Below are 23,217 nucleotides of genomic sequence, written 5' to 3' on the forward strand. Positions count from 1 at the left end.
TATGGTCCTTTTAGATTTCCGGGGCGTTGAATCTTAGTACCTCGGGGCGCCCGGCACGTCCAAATACTGTTCGTAGGTGTGGAACCCGCGCGCGGTCATGTCCCGGGCCACCACCCGGCCCAGGAAGCGCAGATGCCACGGCTCCGCGGCGTAGCCCGTCTGGGCGTGGAAGCCGTTTTGATACCGCACCACAAAGCCGTAGGCGGCCCCGTGCGCGGCCACCCATTGCGCCGCCGCCGTGCCGGCGAAGCAGGCGGTGAAGTCGCAGGACGCAGGGGCGGCGGCGTCGCCGATGTCCAGGGCCAGCCCGGTTTGGTGCTCGGAGAAGCCGGGCCGGGCCGACGCCGTGTCCGCCCGGACCCGCCCGTACCGGGCCACATAGCTCTCGTACAGGGTGACCTGCGTCGCGTAGGACCGGAAGCTGCTCATGATTCTCAGCTGCACCCCGTCCCGGGCGGCCGCGGCAAACATGCGCTCCACGGCGGCCGCGGCGTCCCGACGCAGCCTGGCCGGTTCGCCCGAGCCCGTCGCCGCCTGGGGGGTCACCAGGTCCGGGGGCGTGTAGCCGAGAGGAATCAGCGAGTGGGCCTTGTTTACCAGCACCAGGAAACTTGCCGGATTGGCGATGTTCAGCAACGCCGGACTCGTCCCGGCCACCCGCGGGGCGGCGAACAGCGACTGGATGGGGGAATCGGCAGCGGCCCCGGCCACCGGCGGTTCCGCCGTGGCTGTGGCGGACGACGCCGGTGACGGGCCGGCCGTCGTCGTGGCGTCCGCCGGGGCCGGGGACGTGGCGGACGCGGTGCCGGTGACCCCGGCAGAGGGCGAGGAGGCGGCGGCATCCGGGGCCGGCGTCGTGCGGGGTCCGGGGTCGCCGACGGCGATTGCACCGGCGAGCACCAGGGCGGCGCCGGCCAGGGCGAGCAGGATCCCGCCCGGGTGGGGCCAGTCCAGCTGTTGCTGGATCCGCTGCCACCCCGTCCGCCGGGTCCGGCGCCCCTCGCGGCGCCCCGTGCCGGTCACTTAGACCTTTCGCAGCAGCATTCGCCGGATGGAGTGGTCGGCGTCCTTGGTCAGCACCAGCTGGGCGCGGCCGCGGGTGGGGAGCACGTTTTGGAGCAGGTTGGGCTCGTTGATGCTCTTCCAGATCTGTGTGGCGGTTTCCACGGCCTCGGCATCCGAGAGATCGGCATACCGGCGAAAATACGACTCCGGGTTGGCGAAGGCGCGCGTGCGCAGCGAGCGGAAGCGCTCGATGTACCACTGCTCGATGTAACGGGTTTTCGCATCCACATAGATGGAGAAGTCGAAGAAGTCGCTGACGGCCAGCCCGGACCGGCCGTCGAGGCGGGGGCGGGCGGCGGCCAACACGTTCAGCCCTTCCACAATGAGCACGTCGGGCCGGCGGACCACCACCTCCTTCTCCGGCAGGATGTCGTAGGTCAGGTGCGAGTACATGGGGGCGCGGACTTCCTCGGCGCCGCTCTTCACGGCGCTGACGAAGCGGAGCAGGGCCCGGCGGTCGTAGGACTCCGGGAACCCCTTGCGATCCATCAGGCCGCGACGGGCCAATTCGGCGTTGGGGTAGAGGAAGCCGTCGGTGGTCACCAATTCCACGTTCGGGGTGTCCGGCCAACGGCGCAGCATCTCGCGGAGCACCCGTGCCGTGGTGGATTTGCCCACGGCGACGGAGCCGGCCACCCCGATCACGAAGGGCGTGCGGCTGCCGCGTTCGCCCAGGAACGTGGTGGTGGCGCTGTGGAGGTGCCCGGCCGCGCCCACGTAGAGGTTGAGCAAACGGGACAGGGGGAGGTAGACGTCGCGAATCTCACGCATGTCGAGTTGGTCACCCAGGCCCCGAATACGCTGGAGGTCCTCCTCGTTGAGGGGCTGCTCGATCCTGTTGGCGAGGCGCGACCAGGTCTGGCGATCCAATTCCACAAAGGGAGAGGCGCCGTCGCCATTGCCGGACTCGGTTCTTTGCGAAGTCACAAAAGTAGATTCTGCCTTGTTTGCGGTGGTGTGTGAAATGAGGCCCGTCACGCGGGGGTCTGTTAAGACCGACGTGTGCGGCCCACCGTCGCCTGAGGTAGAACGTCCTACGAAAATTTCGGGCGTTATGATTGGTTTTCATGTGTGGAATCGTGGGATACGTCGGGAACATCGCCTCAGTCAATGCCTCGGGGACAGGTCCCCATCAGGCGCTTGACGTCCTGATGGAGGGTTTGCGCCGCCTGGAATACCGCGGCTACGACTCCGCCGGGGTGGCGGTGGTGGCCGCCGACGGCATTGCCATGCGCAAGAAGTCCGGCAAGCTGGCAAATCTGACCGCCGAGCTGGCCGCCCACCCCTTGCCGGAGGCCATGACCGGGATCGGCCACACCCGCTGGGCCACGCACGGCGGGCCCACCGACAAGAACGCCCACCCCCACGTGGTGGACGGCGGCCGCCTGGCCGTGATCCACAACGGCATCATTGAGAACTACGCACCCCTGAAGGCCGAGCTGCTGGCCAAGGGCCACCGCTTCATCTCCGACACCGACACCGAGGTGGCCGCGGCCCTGCTGGGAGAGATCTACCGCTCACTCCCCGGGGACGGCGGCGTTGAGGCGGGCGGCTCCGCCGACGGCGCACGCCTGAGCGAAGCGATGCAGCTGGCCGCCCAACGGCTGGAGGGTGCGTTCACGCTCCTGGCCGCGCACGCCGAGCACCCGGGGACCGTGGTGGCAGCCCGCCGGAACTCCCCGCTGGTGGTGGGCCTGGGCGACGGCGAGAACTTCCTCGGCTCGGACGTCTCCGGCTTCATCGACTACACCCGCCGCGCCGTCGAGCTGGGCCAGGACCAGGTGGTGACCATCACGGCCGACACCGTCACGATCACCGACTTTTACGGTGCCCCGGCCGAGGGCCGCGAATACCTGGTGGATTGGGATGCCGCGGCCGCGGAGAAGGGCGGCTACCCGTCCTTCATGGAGAAGGAAATCCACGACCAGCCCGAGGCCGTGGCCCAAACGCTGCTGGGCCGCTCCGACGTCGACGGCCGGCTGACGCTGGATGAAATGCGCATCGACGCCGACGTCCTCAAGACCATCAACAAGATCATCGTGCTGGCCTGCGGCACCTCCGCCTACGCCGGCCAGGTGGCCAAGTACGCGATTGAACACTGGTGCCGCATCCCCACCGAGGTGGAGCTGTCCCACGAATTCCGCTACCGCGACCCGATCGTTGACGACAAGACCCTGATCGTGTCCCTGTCCCAGTCCGGGGAGACCATGGACACGCTGATGGCCGTCCGCTATGCCCGCGAACAGGGCGCCACGACGGTGGCCATCTGCAACACCAACGGTTCGACCATCCCGCGCGAATCCGACGCCGTCCTGTACACGCATGCCGGGCCCGAGATCGCCGTCGCCTCCACCAAGGCCTTCCTGGCCCAGATCACCGCCGCCTACCTGCTGGGCCTGTATTTGGCACAGCTGCGCGGCAACCTGTTCCAGGGCCAGATCAAGGACATCCTGGCGGACCTGGCCAAGGTGCCGGCCAAGATCGCCAAGGTCCTGGCCAACGAGCAGCAGGTCAAGGACCTGGCCCGGAGCATGTCAGAGACCCGCTCCGTGCTGTTCCTGGGCCGGCACGTGGGCTTCCCGGTGGCCATGGAGGGCGCGCTGAAGCTCAAGGAGCTCGCCTACATCCACGCGGAAGGCTTCGCCGCCGGTGAGCTCAAGCACGGGCCCATCGCCCTGATCGAGGAGGGGCAGCCGGTGATCGTGGTGGTCCCGTCCCCCCGCGGCCGCGACTCCCTGCACGCCAAGGTGGTCTCCAACATCCAAGAAGTCCGCGCCCGCGGCGCCAAGACCATTGTCATCGCCGAGGAGGGCGACGAATCGGTGGCAGAACACGCCGAGCACGTCTTCTATATCCCCGAAACCACCCCGCTGCTGGCCCCGCTGCTGACCACGGTGCCGCTGCAGATCTTCGCCTGCGAGCTGGCCACGGCCAAGGGCTACGACGTGGACCAGCCGCGCAACCTGGCCAAGTCGGTCACGGTCGAGTAGCCGCGTCCCGGCCCCGGGGCGGGGAATGCCCGGGATAGGCTGGGGTCATGATTATTGGCATTGGTGTGGACGTTGTTGACATTGAACGCTTTGGCCGCCAACTGGAGCGCACCCCGGGATTGCGGGACAGGCTGTTCGTGCCGGCCGAACGCGGCCTGAACACACAGTCCCTGGCCGCCCGGTTCGCCGCCAAGGAATCCGTTGCCAAGGCCCTGGGTGCGCCCGCGGGCATGAACTGGCAGGACTGCTGGATCGGGCTGGACGAACACGGACCCACCATTAACGTCACCGGCACCGTCGCGGCAGTGGCCAAGGCCAAGGGCATCAAGCACTGGCACTTGTCCATGAGCCACGACGGCGGCGTCTCCACGGCCATGGTGATCGCCGAGGGCTAGGATGCTCCGTGCCTACACCGCCGACGCCATCCGGACCGCCGAACAACCCCTGCTCGATGCCGGGCGCGGGCCCGAGCTGATGCGGCGTGCCGCCCACGGACTCGCACTCGGCGTGCGGTCCGTGTTGCGCGCCCGCGGCCGGCGGGTCTACGGGGCCCGGGTGGTCCTGCTGATCGGCTCGGGCAACAACGGCGGCGACGCCCTCTACGCGGGCGCCACCCTGGCTGCCGCCGGCGCCCGCACGACGGCGCTGCTCACCAGTGCCCGAACCCACCCCGGCGCCCTGGCGGCCTTCACGAAAGCCGGCGGCCGGCTCGAGTGGGCGCCCGGCGCCCCAGGACAGGCCCCAGGACCGGCCCCGGCGCCTGCCGCGGCGGCCAGTCCCTCGTGGCCGTTCCTGTCTGAAATACGTCGTGCCGACGTGCTTGTGGACGGATTGCTCGGGACCGGGGGACGGGGCGGCCTGCGGGGACCGGCGGCCGGGGTGGTGGCACAGCTGAGCCACCTGGTGGCCGGCGGGAACGGCCCGGCCGTGGTGGCGTGCGATCTCCCCAGCGGGGTGGACGCCACGACCGGTGAAGTCACCGGCCCCGTCCTGGCCGCGGAGCTGACGGTTACGTTTGGGGCCGCGAAGACCGGACTTCTCGCCGCCCCAGGGGAACAGCTCTGCGGCGTCGTCACGGTGGTGGACATCGGCATCGGCGAACTGCTCGGAGAACCGGATGTCTTCCGGCTCGACGGCGCGGACCTGGCGGCCCTGCTGCCCCGCGTCGCGGCGGGGGACCAGAAATACACGCGCGGCGTGGCCGGGATTGTGGCCGGTTCCGCGCAGTACCCGGGCGCGGCGCTGCTGGCCGTTGCCGCGGCGTCGGCCTGCGGCCCGGGCATGGTCAGGTATTTGGGGCCGGCGCCGGTGGCGGCGGCGCTGGCCGTGCGCAACCCCGAGGCCGTCAGCTCCACGGACAGCCCGGAGGACGTGCGCGTCCAGGCATGGCTGGCCGGCCCGGGCATCGACGGCGACGCGGCCCAGCGCGAGCGCGCCGCGCAGGCCCTGGACAGCGGACTGCCCACGGTGCTGGATGCGGGGGCGCTGGACTTGCTCGCACCCCCGCAGGGAAGGGAACAGCAGGGGAGGGAACAGCCCCTCCCGCGCCCGCACGTCATCCTCACCCCGCATGCGGGGGAGCTGTCGGCGCTCTTCGCCCGGTTCGGGGTTGAGCGCAGCCGGGCCGCGATCGAGGCGGCACCGCTCGCGGCCGCCCGGCAGGCGGCCGGCCTGACCGGGGCCACCGTCCTGCTCAAGGGGCCCACCACCGTGGTGGCCGCCCCCAACGGGACCGTTTTCACCCAGTCCGACGGCGCGGCGTCCTTGGCCACTGCGGGCAGCGGCGACACGCTCGGCGGCATGCTGGCGGCGCTGCTGGCCATGACGGCCGAACGGGACGGCTGGGGCCTGCCGGGACTCGCCGCCGACGCCCGGTGGGCGCAAGTTGCCGCGCTGGCCGCCGCGCTTCATGGCCGGCTGGCGACCGCCGGACCGGGGGCGCCCCTGAACGCGGGCATGCTGGCGGCCCGGATCCCGCCGACCTGGGCCGGCCTGCCGGACTGATCGAGGGGGAACCGATTCCGTGGCGGCCCGGGTCCCTGGGGGTGTCTGGGAGGGCCACCTTCGCGGCCCGCCCAACGCCGGTGGGGGTGGCAGGATGGGGACATGACTTATCGTGCCGCGGAGAACCGCTATGAAACCATGCCCTACCGTCGCGTCGGCCGCAGCGGGCTGAAACTGCCGGCCATCTCGCTCGGGCTGTGGCACAACTTTGGTGATGACCGGGCGTTTGAGGTCCAGCGCGCCATCCTGCGCCGCGCCTTTGACCTGGGCGTCACCCACTTTGACCTGGCCAACAACTACGGCCCGCCGGACGGCAGCGCCGAAACCAACTTTGGCCGCCACTACAAGGCCGACTTTGCCGCCCACCGCAATGAACTGATCATTTCCACCAAGGCCGGCTACTACATGTGGCCGGGCCCGTACGGCGAATGGGGCTCCCGCAAGTACCTGCTCTCCAGCCTGGATGACTCGCTGGCGCGCATGGGACTGGACTATGTGGACATCTTTTACAGCCACCGGCCCGACCCGGAAACGCCCCTGGAGGAGACCATGGGGGCGCTGGATTACGCGGTGCGCTCCGGGAAGGCGCTGTACGCCGGAATTTCCTCCTACACGCCGGCCCAGACCCTCGAGGCGGCCCGGATCCTGAAGGAGATGGGCACCCCGCTGCTCATCCACCAGCCGTCCTATTCCATGCTGAACCGGTGGACGGAAAACGGTGAGCCGAACCTGTACCAGGCGCTCGAGACCCTCGGCGCCGGATCCATCGCCTTCTCGCCGCTGGCCCAGGGCCTGCTGACCGACCGCTACCTGCACGGCGTCCCGGCGGACTCGCGGGCCGCCAAGGAGCGCTTCCTGCACGAAACCGATCTGACGGAGGAAAAGATGCGCCGGGTCCGGGCGCTGAACGGGATCGCCGCCGGCCGCGGGCAATCGCTGGCCCAGATGGCCGTCGCCTGGATCCTGCGCGACCAGGTCAAGGGCGCCCCCGTGACCTCCGCCCTGGTGGGCGCCTCCAGCGTGACGCAGCTGGAAAACAATGTGGGCGCCATCAACAACCTGGCCTTCACCGACGCCGAGCTGACCGCCATTGACGAGTTCGCCGTCGACTCCGACATCAACCGGTGGGCGCAAAAGTAGCGTCCAGGCCCGGGCAGGCCCACCGGGGCGGGCGGGCCTGCGGGAACAAAATCGGCCCGCGCGGAATTGACTAGTATGGTTATGGGCGCCAGTAGGGCGTCAGGTCCGGTCGAATCGCCGTGCGCCGCCTCTTTATGTCAACTGTGAAGGCGTGCGTTGGCCCTTGACCACAAAAGGTGGGCGCCGGACCCTTTTGCAAGAGTTAGAAGGAGTTCCGTGTCCAATCATCCTATTCGGGTTGCCATTGTTGGAGTGGGCAACTGTGCCTCATCGCTGGTGCAGGGCGTCCACTACTACCGCGATGCCGATCCCACCGTTAAGGTTCCGGGCCTGATGCACGTCAAGTTCGGTCCCTACCACGTCAATGACGTGACCTTCGTTGCCGCGTTTGACGTTGACAGCAAGAAAGTCGGATTGGACCTCTCCGACGCCATCGGCGCCAGCGAGAACAACACGCTCAAGCTGGCGGACGTGCCGGCGCTGAACGTTCCGGTCCTGCGCGGCCCCACCCTGGACGGGCTGGGCAAGTACTACCGCGAGACCATCGTCGAATCCGACGCCGACCCCGTGGACGTCGTGGCCACCTTGAAGAACGCCAACGTTGACGTCCTGGTGTGCTACCTGCCCGTCGGCTCCGACGCGGCCGCGAAGTTCTACGCCCAGTGCGCCATCGACGCCGGCGTGGCGTTCGTGAACGCCCTGCCCGTCTTCATCGCCGGCACCAAGGAATGGGCCGACAAGTTCACCGCGGCCGGCGTGCCGATCATCGGCGACGACATCAAGAGCCAGCTGGGCGCCACCATCACCCACCGGGTGATGGCCAAGCTCTTCGAGGACCGCGGCGTGATCCTGGATCGCACCTACCAGCTCAATGTCGGCGGCAACATGGACTTCAAGAACATGCTCGAGCGCGAGCGCCTGGAGTCCAAGAAGATCTCCAAGACCCAGGCCGTCACGTCCAACACCTCCGCGGTGCTGCGCGCCGACGACGTCCACATCGGCCCGTCCGACTACGTCGCGTGGCTCGATGACCGCAAGTGGGCGTTTGTCCGCCTGGAAGGGCGCAACTTTGGCGACGCCCCGGTGTCGCTGGAGTACAAGCTGGAGGTGTGGGACTCGCCGAACTCCGCCGGTGTGATCATCGACGCCGTCCGCGCCGCCAAGATCGCCCTGGATCGCGGCATCGGCGGGCCCATCACCTCCGCCGCCAGCTACTTCATGAAGTCCCCGCCGGAGCAGTTCGCCGACGATGTCGCCCACGACAAGGTCGAGGCCTTCATCCGCGGGGACATCGAGCGCTAAACCCCGCACCCCGGCAAAACTGACCCGCAATAAACGTCGAAAAATCGGCTCTCCTGACGCATCCGTGGGTTCGTTTGGCGTGGCTTAAGGAAAAACACGCCGCTTTCCGTCTAGGTTTCTGACTGTCTAAGAAAAGAAACTGAAGAACGGAAAGCGGCGTGCGAGAAGCAACTCTATGGGGAACTCTGCTCGGGTGGCCGCCGTTCCCTGGGCCCGGCACCAGGCCGGACACACSCTKGCCTTTGACGCCCAGGTYGCCTGGCTGGCAACCCAAACCTCCAAGACCGCGGTCACGCACTTGATGCGCATCGCCTGGCGGACCGTCGGKGCGATYATCACCCGGGTCTGGGAGGACACCGCAGCCTCCTTCGACCCGTTCGCGAACCTCAGCAGGATCGGCATCGACGAGATCTCCTACAAGCGCGGACACAAGTATTTGACCGTCGTCGTTGACCACGACTCGGGCCGGCTGGTGTGGGCGGCCCCGGGCCGGGACATCGCCACGCTGAGCAAGTTCTTCGACGCCCTCGGTGTACAACGATCCGCCGCGATCACGCATGTTTCCGCCGACGGGGCCGACTGGATCGCCCACGTCGTGGCCAAGAAATGCCCCAACGCCGTCCGCTGCGCGGACCCGTTCCACGTCGTCTCATGGGCCACCGACGCCCTGGACGAGGTCCGCCGCGGTGCGTGGAACCAGGCCCGCAAGGCCGCCCGCGCCAACGAACCCTACCGGGGCCGCGGCCGCCCGCCCAAGGGCGCCCCGCCACGGCCCGACAGCGCCCGTGCCGCAGGGCTGAAGGGCTCCCGCTTCGCGCTCTGGAAGAACCCCGAGGACCTCACCGAAAAACAACAAGCCAAGCTCGCCTGGATCGTGCAAACCAACCCGGACCTCGCCCGCGCCTACTACCTCAAGGAAGGCCTGCGCACCATCTTCAAACTGCCCCCCGAGGACGCCGGCGAAGCCCTCGATACCTGGGTYGMCTGGGCCCGGCGCTGCAGGCTCCCATCCTTCGTGAAACTCCAACGAACCATCACCACCCAACGCACCAACATCCTGGCCTCCATCGAGCACGGACTCTCCAACGGCCTCATCGAATCCATGAACACCAAGATCAGACTCATCACCCGCGTCGCCTTCGGCTTCAAGAAACCCGAAGCCCTCATCGCCCTAGCCATGCTCAGCCTGGGAGGCCGCAAACCCGCCCTCCCAGGCCGAAACTAACCCACGGATGCGTCAGGAGAGCCGGATTTCCGGGGTTTTTCGACATCTATTGCGGGTCAGTTTTGACTGGTGGTGCTCAGTAATTGGTGATGCTCAGTTTTGGTCAGGCGGCGAAGCGGGCCTTCAGCTCGGCCAGCTGGCCGGACATTTCGGCCGGCAGCGAGTCACCGAAGCGGGCGTACCACTCCTCGATCCCCTTCAGCTCCTCATCCCATTCGGCCGGCACAACCTTTACGGCCTCCGCAACGTCGTCCGCCGACAGGTCTAGACCGGTCAGGTCCAGGGAGTCGCTGGTCGGGACGAAGCCGATGGGCGTCTCCACGGCATCGGCGGTGCCCTCGATGCGCTCGATGACCCACTTGAGCACGCGGCTGTTCTCGCCGAAGCCGGGCCAGGCGAAGCCGCCGGTAGCGGTGCGGCGGAACCAGTTCACCAGGAAGATCTTCGGCAGCCGGCCCTGGTCTGCCTTGGCGGAGAGGTCGATCCAGTGCTTGAGGTAGTCGCCGGCGTCGTAACCGATGAACGGCAGCATGGCCATCGGGTCCCGGCGGACCACGCCGACGGCGCCGGTGGCGGCGGCCGTGGTCTCCGAGGACAGGGTGGAGCCCATGAAGATGCCATTGATCCAGTCGCGCGCCTGGGTCACCAGGGGGATGGTGGTCTTGCGGCGGCCGCCGAAGAGGATGGCGTTGATCTCCACGCCCTCGGGGGCGAAGTACTCGCTGGAGAGCATGTCGACCTGGTCAATCGGCGTGCAGAAGCGGGAGTTCGGGTGCGCGGCCGGGCGGCCGGCGTCGGGCGTCCAGCTGTTGCCCTGCCAGTCGGTCAGGTGGGCGGGCACCTCGTCGGTCATGCCCTCCCACCACACGCCGCCGTCGTCCGTGAGCGCCACGTTGGTGAAGATGGAGTTGCCCTTCGCGATCGCGGCCATGGCATTCGGGTTGGTGCTCCAGCCGGTGCCCGGGGCGACGCCAAAGAGGCCCGCCTCCGGGTTGACGGCGCGCAGCTCGCCTTCCTTGCCGAAACGCATCCAGTTGATGTCATCGCCCAGGGTCTCGGCCTTCCAGCCGGCGATCGTGGGATCGAGCAATGCCAGATTGGTCTTGCCGCAGGCCGAGGGGAAGGCCGCCGCCACGTGGTAGGTCTTCTGCTCCGGGCTGATGAGCTTGAGGATGAGCATGTGCTCGGCCAGCCAGCCCTCGTCGCGGGCCATGACGGAGGCGATGCGCAGGGCGAAGCACTTCTTGCCCAGCAGCGCGTTGCCGCCGTAGCCGGAGCCGTAGGAGAAGATGGAGCGCTCCTCGGRGAAGTGCACGATCCACTTTTCATCGCTGCACGGCCAGGCGACGTCGGTCTCGCCGGGGGCCAATGGTGCGCCCACGGAGTGCAGGGCCGGGACGAAGAAGGCGTTGGTTGCCTCGATCTTGCGCAGCACCTCGGTGCCGATGCGGGCCATGATGCGCATGGAGGCCACCACGTAGGCGGAGTCGGTGATTTCGACGCCGAACTTGGGGTCCTCCGCGTCCAGCGGGCCCATGACGAAGGGGATCACGTACATGGTGCGTCCGCGCATGCTCCCGGAGAAGCGGTCCTTCAAGATGGCCTTCATCTCCGACGGTTCCATCCAGTTGTTGGTGAAACCGGCGTCGCGCTCCTTTTCGGAGCAGATGAAGGTCCGGCCCTCAACACGGGCCACGTCCTTGGGGTCGGAGAAGGCCGCGAAGGAGTTGGGGAACAATTCGGGGTTGAGCCGGGTCAGGGTGCCGGACTCCACCAACTCGCCGGTGAGCGCCGCATATTCCTGCGCGGACCCGTCAACCCAGTGGATTTTCTCCGGCTGGGTAAGCTCCCCAATTTCCGCAACCCAGGCGGCGAGGCCCTGGTGGGTCGTGGTAGCCTGCTCAACAGATTCCTGCAGTGGCGCGTGGCCCATCATGTATCCCTTCATTGGGGTCAGTTGGTGTGACTAAATGCTATGGCCCGAAAAACGGGTTTCCCGCCCAAGGGACATGGGACATCCAGCTTCCCACTCTTGGAAAAACGCCTACATTCCGCGAATTTATTAATTTGTCATGGTCAACATTTGTGATATAGATCACCTAGACCGGTCTAGTCGAGAGGGGTGCCCACCGTTCGATTTGGACTCACGGGCAAGGTAGAGTTAGAGTTATTCACGGCCCGAGGGACGCAAAGCCCAACGGTTGGAAGTCAAGGTAACAAAATATGCGTGCGTAGCTCAACGGATAGAGCATCTGACTACGGATCAGAAGGTTGGGGGTTCGAATCCCTTCGCGCGCACTTGACGGGAAAGCCCGGCACCGATTGGTGCCGGGCTTCCTTGCTTAAGACCCCGAAGGCGCCCCGGGGGCCGCGCCGGAATCGCCCCCCGGGGCCGCGTCAGGAACCCTCGACGAACTCCTGGATCCTGGCGCGGATGCCGTCAAAGTGGCGGCTGAGCAGTTCGGCGGCGGTGGCGGCGTCCCGGCTGGAGACGGCGTTGAAGATGGCGCGGTGCTCGGCGGCCGTGTCCATAAGGTCGGTGCCGCCCATGCCGATCTCCAGGTGGATCTTGCGGTAGACCTTCCAGAAAACGCTCATCAGGTTGGTCAGCAGTTCATTGCCGAGCGGCTCGAAGAGCAGGCGGTGGAACTCGGCGTCGGCCTCGGCAAACGTCTCGCCCTGCAGCGCCAGCGCCTCGATCGTGACCACGGCGGCCTCGATCTTGGGCAGGTGCTCCGGCGTGACGGCGGCGATGCTGGCGGCGATGAGTCCCGATTCCAGGGCCTGGCGGACGTCCACCAGCTGCAGGGCCTCCAGCCCCTCGTGGCGCAGCGACAAGCGGCCGCGGAACGTCAGCCCGTCGGCCAGGGCGTCGAAGTTGCTGGGGGCGACGAACATGCCGAAGCCGTGCCGGATCTCGATGACGCCCAGGGCCTGGAGCACTTTCAGCGATTCCCGCAAGGTATTGCGGCCCACGCCCAGGACATCGGAGAGTTCACTTTCGGTCGGCAGCGAATCTCCGGCGTCCAGGTCCCGGTCCAGGATGAGCTCCATGATGTCCGCCTGAAGGGCGCGCAGGCGCGTCTGGGCGCTGAAGCGCGCCTTGGGGAATGCTGCCGAGGTGACCAATGGAACTCCTTAATGATGTTTCATGAGCGGATCATTCACGTGGTGTTGCAGGCTGCGGGCACATGAGTCCGGGACGCCACGCCCACCCGGGCCGGCGCCTCGGCCCTGGTGCAACCGGAGCACAAGGTGATCTTGAGCATAGAATATCGGATGTCCCACCACTTGCCTATGGGCCGCCCCCGCGGCGTCCGGGACCCTGGCCCTTTCGGCCCCGCGAAGCGGCTCCAATTAACCATCCCATATCACTTGACCAATCCCTGTGACCACGATTACAGTATCTCCATAAGCATCGGACGTCCTACATCCGATAACTAATCTACGAAATGGTGAGTCCCCAGAATGAGCAATTCTTTCGAGAACCTGCCGCTGAGCCAGGCGTCCCGACGCAGCTTCCTCAAGGCAGCCGGCATCCTCGGCACCGCAACCGCTTTTGCCGGGACCCTTGCCGCCTGCGGAGGACCGTCGAAGACGACGGGCACCGGCGCCGCCAACAACGCCGAGGTCAACAAGGACCTGTCCATCGAGGCCGGCATCTCCTACTCGCTGTCCACCGGCTTTGACCCGATGTCCTCCTCGGGCGCCACTCCCATGGCCGCGAATCTGCACATCTTCGAGGGCCTGGTGGAACTGCACCCGGCCACGCGCGAGCCCTACAACGCGCTGGCCGCCGAGGACCCGAAGAAGATTGACGACCTGACCTACCGCGTGACCATTCGCGACGGCGCAAAGTTCCATGACGGTTCCCCGGTCACCACCGACGACGTCGTCTACTCTTTCGAGCGGGTGCTCGATCCCAAGAACGCGGCCCTGTTCGCCCAGTTCATCTTCTTCATCGACTCCGTGAAGAAGGTCGATGCCAAGACCGTCGAGTTCAAGCTCAACTCCCCGTTCGCCGGCTTCGGCCCGCGCATCTCCGTCATCAAGGTCGTCCCGAAGGCCCTGGTCGAGAAGGACCAGAAGGCCTTCGACGCCAACCCCGTGGGCACCGGCCCGTACAAGTTCGTCTCGGCGGCCAAGGACGACAAGATCGTCTTCGCCCGCAACGACGCCTACAACGGTCCCAAGCCGGCCCTGGCCAAGGACATGACCTGGTTCCTGCTCTCGGACGCCTCCGCCCGCGTGACGGCCATGCAGTCCGGGCGCGTGCAGGCCATCGAGGACGTCCCCTACCTGGACGTCGACGCGCTCAAGGCCAAGGTGAACGTCGAGTCCGTGCAGTCCTTCGGGCTGATGTTCCTCATGTTCAACCTGACCAAGGCCCCCTTCGACAAGAAGGAGGTCCGCCAGGCCCTGCACTACGCCCTGGACAAGGAAGCCATCATCAAGACGGCACTGCTGGGCAATGCCACGGCCGCCAGCTCCTTCTTCCAGCCCACCCACCCGGCCTACCAGAAGGCCGCCACGGTCTACGAGTTCGACGCCGAGAAGGCCAAGTCGCTGCTCGCTGCCGCCGGCGTCACGAACCTGTCCCTGACGCTGACCACCACGGACACCGCCTGGGTCAAGGACGTCACCCCCCTGATCAAGAAGAACTGGGACGCGATCGGCGTCAAGACCACGCTGGAGCCGCTGGCCTCCGCCGCCGTTTACGGTCCGGACAAGGTGGGCGGGCTCAAGTACGACGTCGTGGCCGCCCCCGGCGACCCCTCCGTCTTCGGCAACGACCCGGACATCCTGCTCAGCTGGTGGTTCCGCGGCGACACCTGGGCCAAGAACCGCTTCGCCTGGAACACGTCCGCCGAATACAAGACCGTCCAGACCAAGCTGGATGAGGCGGCCGCCGGTGCCGCGGACGCCGCCAAGGGCCTGTACAAGGAAATCATCGACATCATCGCCGAGCAGGTGCCGCTGTACCCGATCTTCCACCGGAAGCTGCCCACCGCGTGGGACGGCTCGAAGCTCAAGGGCTTCGCACCGCTGCCCACCACCGGTGTCGCATTCGTTGGCGTGGGCCGTACCTCCTAGGCAACACCCGCAACACAGACCATGAGGGGCTGTGGCCACTCGGCCACGGCCCCTCATGGTTGCATACCTCAATCCCGCTGACGTGGCCCGCCGCCACGACTAGAACCGGAGCACTAAATTGGCAAACTTCTTGCGACTGCTGGGACGCCGGCTCGCAGCCCTTCCGCTGATGATCCTGGGTGTCACCCTGCTCGTCTTCGTGGTGCTGCAGTTTGCGCCGGGCGACCGTGCCATCGCCGCGCTCGGCGAAGGCGCCACACCGCAGGCCCTGGAAAACTATCGGCAGGCAAACGGCCTCAACGACCCGCTGCTGCTCCAGTACTTCACGTACCTGGGCAAGCTGGTGACGGGCAATTTCGGGTCCACCCTGCCCCCGGCCAAGCCCATCACCGACGTCATTGCCGGCGCGTTCCCCGTCACCTTGCAGCTGACGTTCGTGGGCGTGCTGCTCGCCGTCGTCATCTCGCTCATTTTTGGCGTCCTGGCCGCCCTGTACCGCGACACCTGGGTTGACCAGCTCATCCGCGTGTTTTCCGTGGCGGCGATCGCCACCCCGTCCTTCTGGCTGGGCATCCTGCTCATCCAGTGGTTTGCCCTGGGCAGCAACTCCTGGTTCCCGTCCGGCGGCCTGGCCGGCCCATCGGAGGGCTTCTCCGGCTGGTTAAGGTCCATGGCCCTGCCGGCCCTGGCCCTCGCCGTCCCCGTCTCGGCGTCGCTGATCCGGGTGGTCCGCACGTCCATGGTGGAGGAACTGGACCGCGACTACGTGCGCACCGCCATCGGCAACGGCGTCCCCTACACCACCGTGGTCTCCCGCAACGTCCTGCGCAACGCCCTGGTCACCCCGGTGACCGTGCTGGGCCTGCGCATCGGCTACCTGCTCGGCGGCGCCGTCGTGATTGAAATGATCTTCTCGCTGCCCGGCATGGGCCAACAGATCCTCAACGGCATCACCAACAACGACACCAACCTGGTCCAGGGCGTGGTGCTGGTCATCGCCGTGACGTTCGTGGTCGTGAACATTCTGGTCGACCTTCTCTACCTGCTCATCAACCCCCGAATCAGGACGGTCTAAGTCATGCGTAGCAAACTTGCCGAACGGCTCAGCGCGCCGGGCCTGCGCTTCAAGGCCCTCTCGCTCGGCTCCAAGCTGGCCCTGCTGTTCCTGTTGTTCATTTTCATCGTGGCCGTCCTGGCCCCCGTGATCGCCCCGCACAGCCCGCTGGAAACCGGCGACCCCGCCCAGCCGCCCAGTGCCGTCAACTGGTTCGGCACCGACCGCATCGGCCGCGACGTGCTCTCCCGCCTGCTCTACGGCGCCCAGGCGTCCCTGCTGATCGGGCTCGGCTCGGTGGCCCTGGCCATCCTGGTCGGCGCCACGCTCGGCTCCCTGGCGGCCACGTCCTCCAAGACCGTCAATGAAATCATCATGCGCGTCATGGACGTCCTCATGGCGTTCCCGGGCATCGCCCTGGCCGCCGTGCTGCTGACCGCGTTTGGAAATTCCATCCCCACCATCATCGTGGCGATCGCCATCATCTACACCCCGCAGCTGGCCCGCGTGGTGCGCGCCAACGTCCTGGCCCAGTACGGCGAGGACTATGTTCGCGCCGAACGTGTCATCGGCGCCGGCCGCGGCTACATCATGGTCAAGCACATCATCCGCAACACCGCCGCCCCCGTCCTGGTGTTCGCCACGGTCATGGTCGCCGACGCCATCATCCTGGAGGCGTCGCTGTCCTTCCTGGGCGCCGGCATCCAGGATCCGGACCCCAGCTGGGGCAACGTCATCTCCTACGGCCGCAACCTGGTGCTCTCCGGCGGCTGGTGGGCCACCACCTTTGCCGGCCTGACCATCCTGCTGACCGTGCTGGCCTTGAACATCCTGGCCGAGGGCCTCACCGACGCCATGGTGAACCCCCGGCTGCGCAAGGCCCCCAAGGTCAAGGACGACGACGGCTCCGCGGCCGCCGCCCTCGAGCTGGCCAAGGCCGATGCCGCCGCCCGCGCCGCCATCGAAAACCCCTTTGCCGCCCTCGATGCCGAACTGCTCCGGCTCCAGGACGTCGAGGCCCGGCGCCGGGACCGGCTCCCCCAGCTGGCCCCGGAGGCCCGCGTGGTCCTGGCCGTGAAGAACCTCTCCATCCGGTTCCCGGGCCGCTACGGGGACATCCCGATCGTGGACAACGTGTCCTTCACGGTGCGCGAGGGCGAGACCATGGGCCTGGTGGGCGAATCCGGCTGCGGCAAGTCCATCACGTCCCTGGCGATCATGGGCCTGCTGCCCAAGACCGCCGAGGTCACCGGTTCCATCACCTTTGACGGCTTGGAACTGCTGGACCCCGCCACCCGGCACAGCTCCGCGAAGGCCTACGCCGGCCTGCGCGGGGAACAGATTGCCATGGTCTACCAGGACGCGCTCAGTTCGCTGAACCCGTCCATGCTGATCAAGGACCAGCTGCTCCAGCTGACCCGCCGCAACGGCCGCAAGACCCCGACCGAGCTGCTGGAACTGGTGAAGCTGGATCCGGTGCGCACGCTGCGCAGCTACCCGCACGAACTCTCCGGCGGCCAGCGCCAGCGCGTGCTGATCGCCATGGCGCTCTCCCGCTCGCCCAAGATCGTGGTGGCCGACGAGCCCACCACCGCCCTGGACGTGACGGTGCAAAAGCAGGTGGTGGACCTGCTCAACGAGCTGCGCGAGCAGCTGGGCTTCGCCATGGTCTTCGTCAGCCACGACCTGGCCCTGGTGGCCTCCCTGGCCCACAAGATCACCGTCATGTACGCCGGCCAGGTCGTGGAGTCCGCCCAGGCCAGTGAACTGCTCCAGCACCCCACGCACGAATACACGCGCGGACTGCTCGGCGCGGTGCTCTCCATCGAATCCGACGCCGTCCGGCTGCACCAGATTCCCGGCACGGTACCGTCGCCGCGTGAATTCGCCCCCGGCGACCGGTTCGCCGGCCGGTCCCAACGCCCGGACTCCGACCCCAACCAATCCCTGGCGTTCGTTCCGCTCACCCGGGACGGCGTCCGGACGGACCACTACTGGGCCAGCCACAAGCGCGAGGACGCCCTCGCCGGCGCCGGGCCCGAAACGGAAGGTGCATAATGAGCCAGCACGCAACGGCCGCCGCCGGCACCGGTACGCCGCCGGTCATCGAGTTGAAGGACCTCCACGTCCACCACCGGACCCGTGCCGGCGGCCTGTTCAAGCCCACGTACGTCAAGGCCGTCAACGGCGTCGACTTTTCCATCAGCCGCGGCGAAACCGTCGGCATCGTGGGCGAGTCCGGCTGCGGCAAGTCCACCCTGGCCTCGGTGCTGGTGGGCCTGCAGACGCCCACCTCCGGCCAGGTCCTCTTCCACGGGAAACCGGCCGTCAAGCGCACCGCGGCCATGCGCAAGGAGTTTGGCCGCTCGGTCTCGGTCGTCTTCCAGGACCCGTCCACCGCCTTGAACCCGCGCATGACCATCCAGGACATCCTGGTGGACCCGCTGGCCGTCCACGGCATCGGCAACACCGCCTCCCGCATCGCCAAGGTGCGCGAACTGTTGGCGCTGGTGGGCCTGCCGCAGTCGGCAGCCGAGGTCACGCCGTCGCAGGTTTCCGGCGGGCAGCGCCAGCGCGTCGCCATCGCCCGGGCCCTGGCGCTGGGGCCGGACATCATCGTGGCGGACGAGCCCACCTCCGCCCTGGACGTCTCCGTCCGCGCCCAGGTGCTCAACCTGCTCTCGGACCTGAAGCGGGAACTAAACCTGGGCATGGTGTTCATCAGCCACGACATCCAGACGGTCCGCTACGTCTCGGACCGGATTTGCGTCATGTACTTCGGGCGGATCGTGGAGGAAGGCTCCGCGGAGCAGATCTTCGACCACCCGTCCAACGACTACACCAAGACGCTGCTGGGCGCGGCCCCGTCCCTCCTGCACATCTAGTTTTTTTCATTCACCACCACCATTTTGGAGTCATTTTCGTGAGTACCGTCGCATCCCGTTTCCAGGGCGTCATCCCGCCCGTCGTCACCCCCCGCACCGCCGACGGCGCCCTTGACATTCCCTCCCTGGAGAATGTCACCCGGCACCTGCTCGACGGCGGCGTGTCCGGCCTGTTCGTCAACGGCTCCTCCGGGGAGGTGACGCACCTGACCAACACCGAGCGTGACACGGTCCTGCGCACCATCGTCGGCGTGACGGCCGGCCAGGTCCCCGTGCTGGCCGGCGCCGTGGAGCAGACCACCAACCGCGTCCTGGAGGAGGCCCGGCGGGCCGTCGCCCTGGGCGCCGACGGCCTGGTGGCCTCCAGCCAGTACTACGCCATCAGCAACGCCGAGGAGACCGGCCGCCACTTCCGCGCCATCGCCGCCTCCGTGGACGTCCCCGTGTTCGCCTACGACGTCCCGGTCCGCACGCACTTCAAGCTCCCCACCGAGTTGCTCATCGAGCTGGGCCGCGACGGCGTGCTGGCCGGCGTGAAGGATTCCTCCGGTGACGACGTCTCCTTCCGCCAGCTGGTCCTGGCCGCCCGGGACATCCCCAACTTCGACATCTTCACCGGCCACGAGGTGGTGGTCGACGGCGCCCTGCTCGGCGGCGCCCAGGGCGTCGTGCCGGGCCTGGGCAACGTGGACCCCGCCGGCTACCGGCGCCTGTACGACGCGGCCGTGGCCGGCGACTGGACCCAGGCCGCCGCGGAGCAGGACCGCCTCGCCGACGTCTTCAACATCGTCTACACGCCGAAGGCGGGCCGGGTTTCCGGCAACGCCGCCGGCCTGGGCGCCTTCAAGACCGCCCTGATGCTCATGGGCATCATCGAGACCAACGTCATGAGCGCCCCCATGCTGGCCCTCGATGAGGATGAGACGGCGGCCATCAAGGTCATCCTGGAGCGCACCGGCCTGCTCTAGGCACCTCGCTCCGCCCGCCGCCCGTCGCCCGTCGCCGACGCCCGCCGACGCCCGCTGCAACTGACCCGCAATAGATGTCGAAAATTGCCGCTGAATCGTCCTTTTTCGACATCTATTGCGGGCTACATTCCGGGTATTGCGGGCTACATCCCGGGGCCGGGCGGAGGCACCAGCGGACCCAGCTCGAATTCGACTTGTAAGGACACTGTATGCGCTACGTAGTGGGCGTGGATCTTGGCGGGACCAAGACGGCGGCCGGCGTGGTCGCCGCTGACGGCTCCGTGCTCCTGACGGGGCAGGTCCCCACGCTGAACCGTGCCGGCGGGCAGGCCATCCTGGACGCCACCGCGGGCCTCGTGCGGGAGCTGGCGGCCCGGGCCGCCGCGAAGGGTGCCGTCGTGGAGGCCGTGGGTGTCGGCTCGGCCGGCGTCATCGACGCGTCGGCCGGCACCGTCATCTCGGCCACCGACGCCATTGCGGGCTGGGCCGGAACCCGGCTGACGGCCGGACTGGAGTCCAGGCTGGAACTGCCGTGCGCCGTCGTCAATGACGTGCACGCGCACGCGCTGGGCGAGGCCTGGTTGGGGGCGGCCGCCGGCACCAGCACGTCGCTGATGGTGGCGTTCGGCACCGGCGTGGGCGGCAGCTTCGTGGTGAACGGGCGGCCGCTGCTGGGGCATCACTTTGCCGGCGGGCATGTGGGGCATTTCGCCTCGCCGCTGGCCTACCACGACGGCGCCCCGCTGGCCTGCTCGTGCGGTCATGCCGGGCACGTGGAGGCCATTGCCTCGGGGCCCGCGATCCATGCATCGTTCCTGCGCTTCGGCGGGGCCGCGGGGGTGGCGGACACGCGGGTGGTCTTCGAGCGGGCCGCGACCGGCGACGACGCCGCGCTGCGGGCGGTCGGGTGCGGGGCCCGTGCCGCGGGGCAGGCCGTGGGCGGCCTCGTCAACATCCTCGACCCGGAGGTGGTGGTCATCTCCGGCGGGCTGGCCGACGCCGGCGAGCTATGGTGGGAGCCCATGCGCGCCGCCCTGCGCGCCGAGCTGCTCGCCCCCGTGGCCGGCGTGGCCGTGGTCCGCGCCTCTCTGGGGAACACCGCCGCGATCGTGGGCGCGGCATCGCTGGTGCTGGCGCAATCATGAGTTCAACCGTTTCCAAAGGAGTCACCATGCCGTTGACCGCAACCAACCTCGACACCCTGGCGGGGCAGCTGATCGTCTCCGCCCAGGCCTACCCGGGCGAACCGATGCGCGACCCCCGCACGACCGCCCAGGTGGCGGCGTCGGCCGTCATTGGCGGTGCCGCCGCGATCCGGGTGCAGGGCGTCGCGGACATCCAGTTCACCCGCGCCGCGGTCGAGGTGCCGGTGATCGGGCTGTGGAAGGACGGGCACGACGGCGTCTTCATCACCCCGACGCTGCACCACGCCCTGGCCTGCGCCAATGCCGGCGCGCACATCGTGGCCATCGACGGCACGCGTCGCCGCCGGCCGGACGGGCTGAGCCTGGCCCAGACCATCGCCGGCATCCACGCCGAGTCCAACGCCCTGGTCATGGCCGATTGCGGCTCGCTGGAGGACGCGGTGGCCGCCGCCGAGGCCGGGGCGGACCTGATTGGCACCACGCTGGCCGGGTACACCCCGGAACGGCCCAAGACCGACGGGCCGGACCTGGAGTTGATCGCACGGATTGTGGCCGCCGACCTGGGCCGGCCGCTCATCGCGGAGGGCCGCATCCACTCCCCCGCCCAGGCCCGCCAGGCGCTCGACGCCGGCGCGTTCGCCGTCGTGGTGGGCACGGCCATCACCCACCCGGCCACCATCACCGGCTGGTTCAAGGACGCCCTCACCGCCTAAGAAGTAGGACGCCCTCACCGACTAAGAAGTGACCCGCAATAGATGTCGAAAAAGGGGCGATTTCGCCCCTTTTTCGACATCTATTGCGGGCCAGCTCAGCGCGGGACGACGAAGTGCGTGACGCGGGCATCCTGGCCGTCGAGGGCGGCCCAGTCGCCCGTGTGCTCAAGGACGGAGAAGGCGCTGGTGGGGTAGCCGGAGGCCAGGTTCATGTAGGCGTCCTGGTCCGAATCCCTGGAGGCGAGGCGCAGCGCCACATCCTGGACGCCGGGCATGTGGCTGATGACCATCAGCGTGGTGACCGTCTCCGGCACGTGGTTGATGACGGAGAGGATCTGCCCCGGCCCGGCGGCGTACAGCCCATCCTCGAGCTTGGGCGTGGGCGCCTTGTCCCCCAGCTGCTGGCACACCCAGGTACAGGTTTGCCGGGTGCGGAGGGCGGAGGAACACAGGATGAAGTCCGGCAGGATGTTGTTCTCCACCAGCCACTTGCCGGCCAGCGGGGCCTCGGTGTGCCCGCGCTGGGCCAGCGGCCGCTCATGGTCGGCCACGCCCACCGGCCACGCGGCCTTGGCATGGCGCATCAACACAAGCCGCTTCACATGGTGTTCGTTCATGGTGACAGTTTAGTGAGTGCGTCCCGGCGCGCGTTCCCCGGGCCGGGACCGCGGGGGCCTAGATGGAGTATTCGGGCGCGGCCCACACCACGACTTCGGGGTGCTCGTAGAAGCGGTAGCCCTCGCCGCGAACGGTGCGGACCGTGTTGGCCAGGCGTCCGAGCTTGGAGCGCAGCCGGCGAATGTGCACGTCGATGGTGCGTTCGTTCGGGATCTCGTCGGCGTTGCTCCACAGCCCTTCCAGTAGCTCGTCCCGGCCCACGGTGCGGGTGCCGTTTTCCACCAGGTAGTTCAGCAGCTCAAATTCCTTGAACGTCAGGTTCAGCGTTTCGCCGTCCAGGTGGACCTCGCGGCGGGCCAGGTCGATCAGCACGCCGGAGGGTCGCTGTTCCTGGACCACGGGGACGCGGACGGTCTCCGGGCGGTGGCGGCTGGCCACGGTCGGGTCGCCGAAGGTGGACCGCACGACGTCCAGGGGGGTGCCGACGGCGTCGGACGGGGCGATGGCCACCGCGGCGTAACTCTGGGCCTGCGGCACCAGTGATTGGGCGTAGGCGCGGATGTCCTGGGCCAGCTTAGCCAGGGAGGTGCCCGCCGCGGCGGCGGTGTCCTCGTCCACGCCGACGTAGAGCACGAACCCGCGGGCCACGTTGTCCGGGTTGACGCCGCGCAGCTTGTCTCCGCCGGCAATGACCGGCGTGGGGGCCGTGAGCGGGTGGGAGTCGGGCACGGCGCGCAGCCGGGCGGCCGGGGACTCGGCCTCCCGGCGGTAGGCGGCCGGGTTTCCGTAGGCCGGGTGAAGCTGCCGCTGCCCGGAGCCGCCCAGGGGATTGGGGGACGCATTGCGGGCCACCGCCTTGGCGGCGTTGCGGACGGAGATGTGGACGTAACCGGATGCTAGGGACATTGAACTACCTCTGAATATGGCCGTAGGTGACGGCGCGAATGCTTTCCTTTGGGTTCCGGGGTGCCAGAACTTAATGCCCGCCGTTGGGCTGGCCTGGTGGCCAAAGTG

18 protein-coding genes, 1 tRNA gene and 1 pseudogene are annotated in these 23,217 nt (G+C 68.0%); 14 read left to right on the forward strand and 6 right to left on the reverse strand.

What is annotated here, in order from left to right; translation table 11 throughout:
- Positions 1–33: 33 nt before the first annotated feature.
- Both AB4Y80_RS03740 and coaA read right to left on the reverse strand, forming a co-directional pair.
- Positions 34–1,023: a D-alanyl-D-alanine carboxypeptidase family protein gene (locus AB4Y80_RS03740; protein WP_442211987.1), complete on the reverse strand. Its 990-nt coding sequence runs from the start codon at positions 1,021–1,023 to the stop codon at positions 34–36.
- Positions 1,024–1,992 (reverse strand): type I pantothenate kinase, encoded by a 969-nt coding sequence (gene coaA, locus AB4Y80_RS03745; protein WP_442211988.1) that lies wholly within the window; start codon positions 1,990–1,992, stop codon positions 1,024–1,026.
- 140 nt (positions 1,993–2,132) lie between these two features.
- Between coaA and glmS the strand changes: the two genes are divergently transcribed.
- The 6 genes and pseudogenes from glmS to AB4Y80_RS03775 form a co-directional block, all read left to right on the forward strand.
- On the forward strand, positions 2,133–4,055 hold the full coding sequence (gene glmS, locus AB4Y80_RS03750) for a glutamine--fructose-6-phosphate transaminase (isomerizing) (protein WP_442211989.1): 1,923 nt from the start codon (positions 2,133–2,135) through the stop codon (positions 4,053–4,055).
- Positions 4,056–4,102: 47 nt separating this feature from the next.
- Positions 4,103–4,450, forward strand: coding sequence for a holo-ACP synthase (locus AB4Y80_RS03755; RefSeq protein WP_442211990.1), 348 nt, complete (start codon positions 4,103–4,105; stop codon positions 4,448–4,450).
- Between the two features lies 1 nt (position 4,451).
- Positions 4,452–6,059 (forward strand): bifunctional ADP-dependent NAD(P)H-hydrate dehydratase/NAD(P)H-hydrate epimerase, encoded by a 1,608-nt coding sequence (locus AB4Y80_RS03760; RefSeq protein ID WP_442211992.1) that lies wholly within the window; start codon positions 4,452–4,454, stop codon positions 6,057–6,059.
- Between the two features lie 102 nt (positions 6,060–6,161).
- Positions 6,162–7,199 (forward strand): L-glyceraldehyde 3-phosphate reductase, encoded by a 1,038-nt coding sequence (gene mgrA, locus AB4Y80_RS03765; protein ID WP_442211994.1) that lies wholly within the window; start codon positions 6,162–6,164, stop codon positions 7,197–7,199.
- A 216-nt stretch (positions 7,200–7,415) separates the two neighbouring features.
- Positions 7,416–8,501, forward strand: a complete 1,086-nt coding sequence (locus AB4Y80_RS03770; protein WP_442211995.1) for an inositol-3-phosphate synthase — start codon at positions 7,416–7,418, stop codon at positions 8,499–8,501.
- 193 nt (positions 8,502–8,694) lie between these two features.
- Positions 8,695–9,726, forward strand: a pseudogene (locus AB4Y80_RS03775) (ISL3 family transposase); the annotation flags it as partial.
- Between the two features lie 103 nt (positions 9,727–9,829).
- On the opposite strand, the gene AB4Y80_RS03780 reads toward AB4Y80_RS03775, so the two are convergent.
- Entirely contained in the window at positions 9,830–11,659 is a 1,830-nt protein-coding gene (locus AB4Y80_RS03780) for a phosphoenolpyruvate carboxykinase (GTP) (protein ID WP_442211996.1), read from the reverse strand.
- Positions 11,660–11,951: 292 nt separating this feature from the next.
- Between AB4Y80_RS03780 and AB4Y80_RS03785 the strand changes: the two genes are divergently transcribed.
- Positions 11,952–12,024, forward strand: a tRNA-Arg gene (locus tag AB4Y80_RS03785).
- Between the two features lie 99 nt (positions 12,025–12,123).
- On the opposite strand, the gene AB4Y80_RS03790 is transcribed toward AB4Y80_RS03785, so the two are convergent.
- Positions 12,124–12,855 (reverse strand): FadR/GntR family transcriptional regulator, encoded by a 732-nt coding sequence (locus tag AB4Y80_RS03790; RefSeq protein WP_442211997.1) that lies wholly within the window; start codon positions 12,853–12,855, stop codon positions 12,124–12,126.
- Between the two features lie 339 nt (positions 12,856–13,194).
- Here AB4Y80_RS03790 and AB4Y80_RS03795 point away from each other — a divergent pair, with 339 nt between their 5' ends.
- The 7 genes from AB4Y80_RS03795 (at position 13,195) to AB4Y80_RS03825 (ending at position 21,585) form a co-directional block, all read left to right on the forward strand.
- The gene (locus AB4Y80_RS03795) at positions 13,195–14,820 is read left to right on the forward strand and encodes an ABC transporter substrate-binding protein (protein ID WP_442211998.1); all 1,626 of its coding nucleotides are present in this window, start codon (positions 13,195–13,197) and stop codon (positions 14,818–14,820) included.
- A 118-nt stretch (positions 14,821–14,938) separates the two neighbouring features.
- Positions 14,939–15,895, forward strand: coding sequence for an ABC transporter permease (locus tag AB4Y80_RS03800; RefSeq protein ID WP_442211999.1), 957 nt, complete (start codon positions 14,939–14,941; stop codon positions 15,893–15,895).
- A gap of 3 nt (positions 15,896–15,898) precedes the next feature.
- Positions 15,899–17,932: a dipeptide/oligopeptide/nickel ABC transporter permease/ATP-binding protein gene (locus tag AB4Y80_RS03805; RefSeq protein WP_442212000.1), complete on the forward strand. Its 2,034-nt coding sequence runs from the start codon at positions 15,899–15,901 to the stop codon at positions 17,930–17,932.
- A complete protein-coding gene (locus tag AB4Y80_RS03810) occupies positions 17,932–18,759 on the forward strand; it encodes an ATP-binding cassette domain-containing protein (RefSeq protein WP_442212001.1) in 828 nt (275 codons plus the stop codon). Before AB4Y80_RS03805 ends, AB4Y80_RS03810 begins: the two co-directional genes overlap by 1 nt.
- Positions 18,760–18,797: 38 nt before the next feature.
- Entirely contained in the window at positions 18,798–19,727 is a 930-nt protein-coding gene (locus tag AB4Y80_RS03815) for a dihydrodipicolinate synthase family protein (RefSeq protein WP_442212002.1), read from the forward strand.
- A 209-nt stretch (positions 19,728–19,936) separates the two neighbouring features.
- A complete protein-coding gene (locus AB4Y80_RS03820) occupies positions 19,937–20,872 on the forward strand; it encodes an ROK family protein (protein ID WP_442212003.1) in 936 nt (311 codons plus the stop codon).
- 26 nt (positions 20,873–20,898) lie between these two features.
- Positions 20,899–21,585 (forward strand): N-acetylmannosamine-6-phosphate 2-epimerase, encoded by a 687-nt coding sequence (locus AB4Y80_RS03825; protein WP_442212004.1) that lies wholly within the window; start codon positions 20,899–20,901, stop codon positions 21,583–21,585.
- Between the two features lie 95 nt (positions 21,586–21,680).
- Here the strand turns inward: AB4Y80_RS03825 and AB4Y80_RS03830 are convergent, their stop codons facing one another.
- Together AB4Y80_RS03830 and AB4Y80_RS03835 are read right to left on the reverse strand one after the other, a co-directional pair.
- Positions 21,681–22,202 (reverse strand): SixA phosphatase family protein, encoded by a 522-nt coding sequence (locus tag AB4Y80_RS03830; protein WP_442212005.1) that lies wholly within the window; start codon positions 22,200–22,202, stop codon positions 21,681–21,683.
- Between the two features lie 58 nt (positions 22,203–22,260).
- Positions 22,261–23,109 carry a winged helix-turn-helix domain-containing protein gene (locus AB4Y80_RS03835; protein WP_442212006.1) on the reverse strand — a complete coding sequence of 283 codons (849 nt, stop codon included), beginning with the start codon at positions 23,107–23,109 and terminating at the stop codon, positions 22,261–22,263.
- Between the last annotated feature and the right edge of the window lie 108 nt (positions 23,110–23,217).

Origin of the sequence: Specibacter sp. RAF43, from assembly GCF_052114065.1 — a bacterium.
Taxonomy (GTDB): domain Bacteria; phylum Actinomycetota; class Actinomycetes; order Actinomycetales; family Micrococcaceae; genus Specibacter.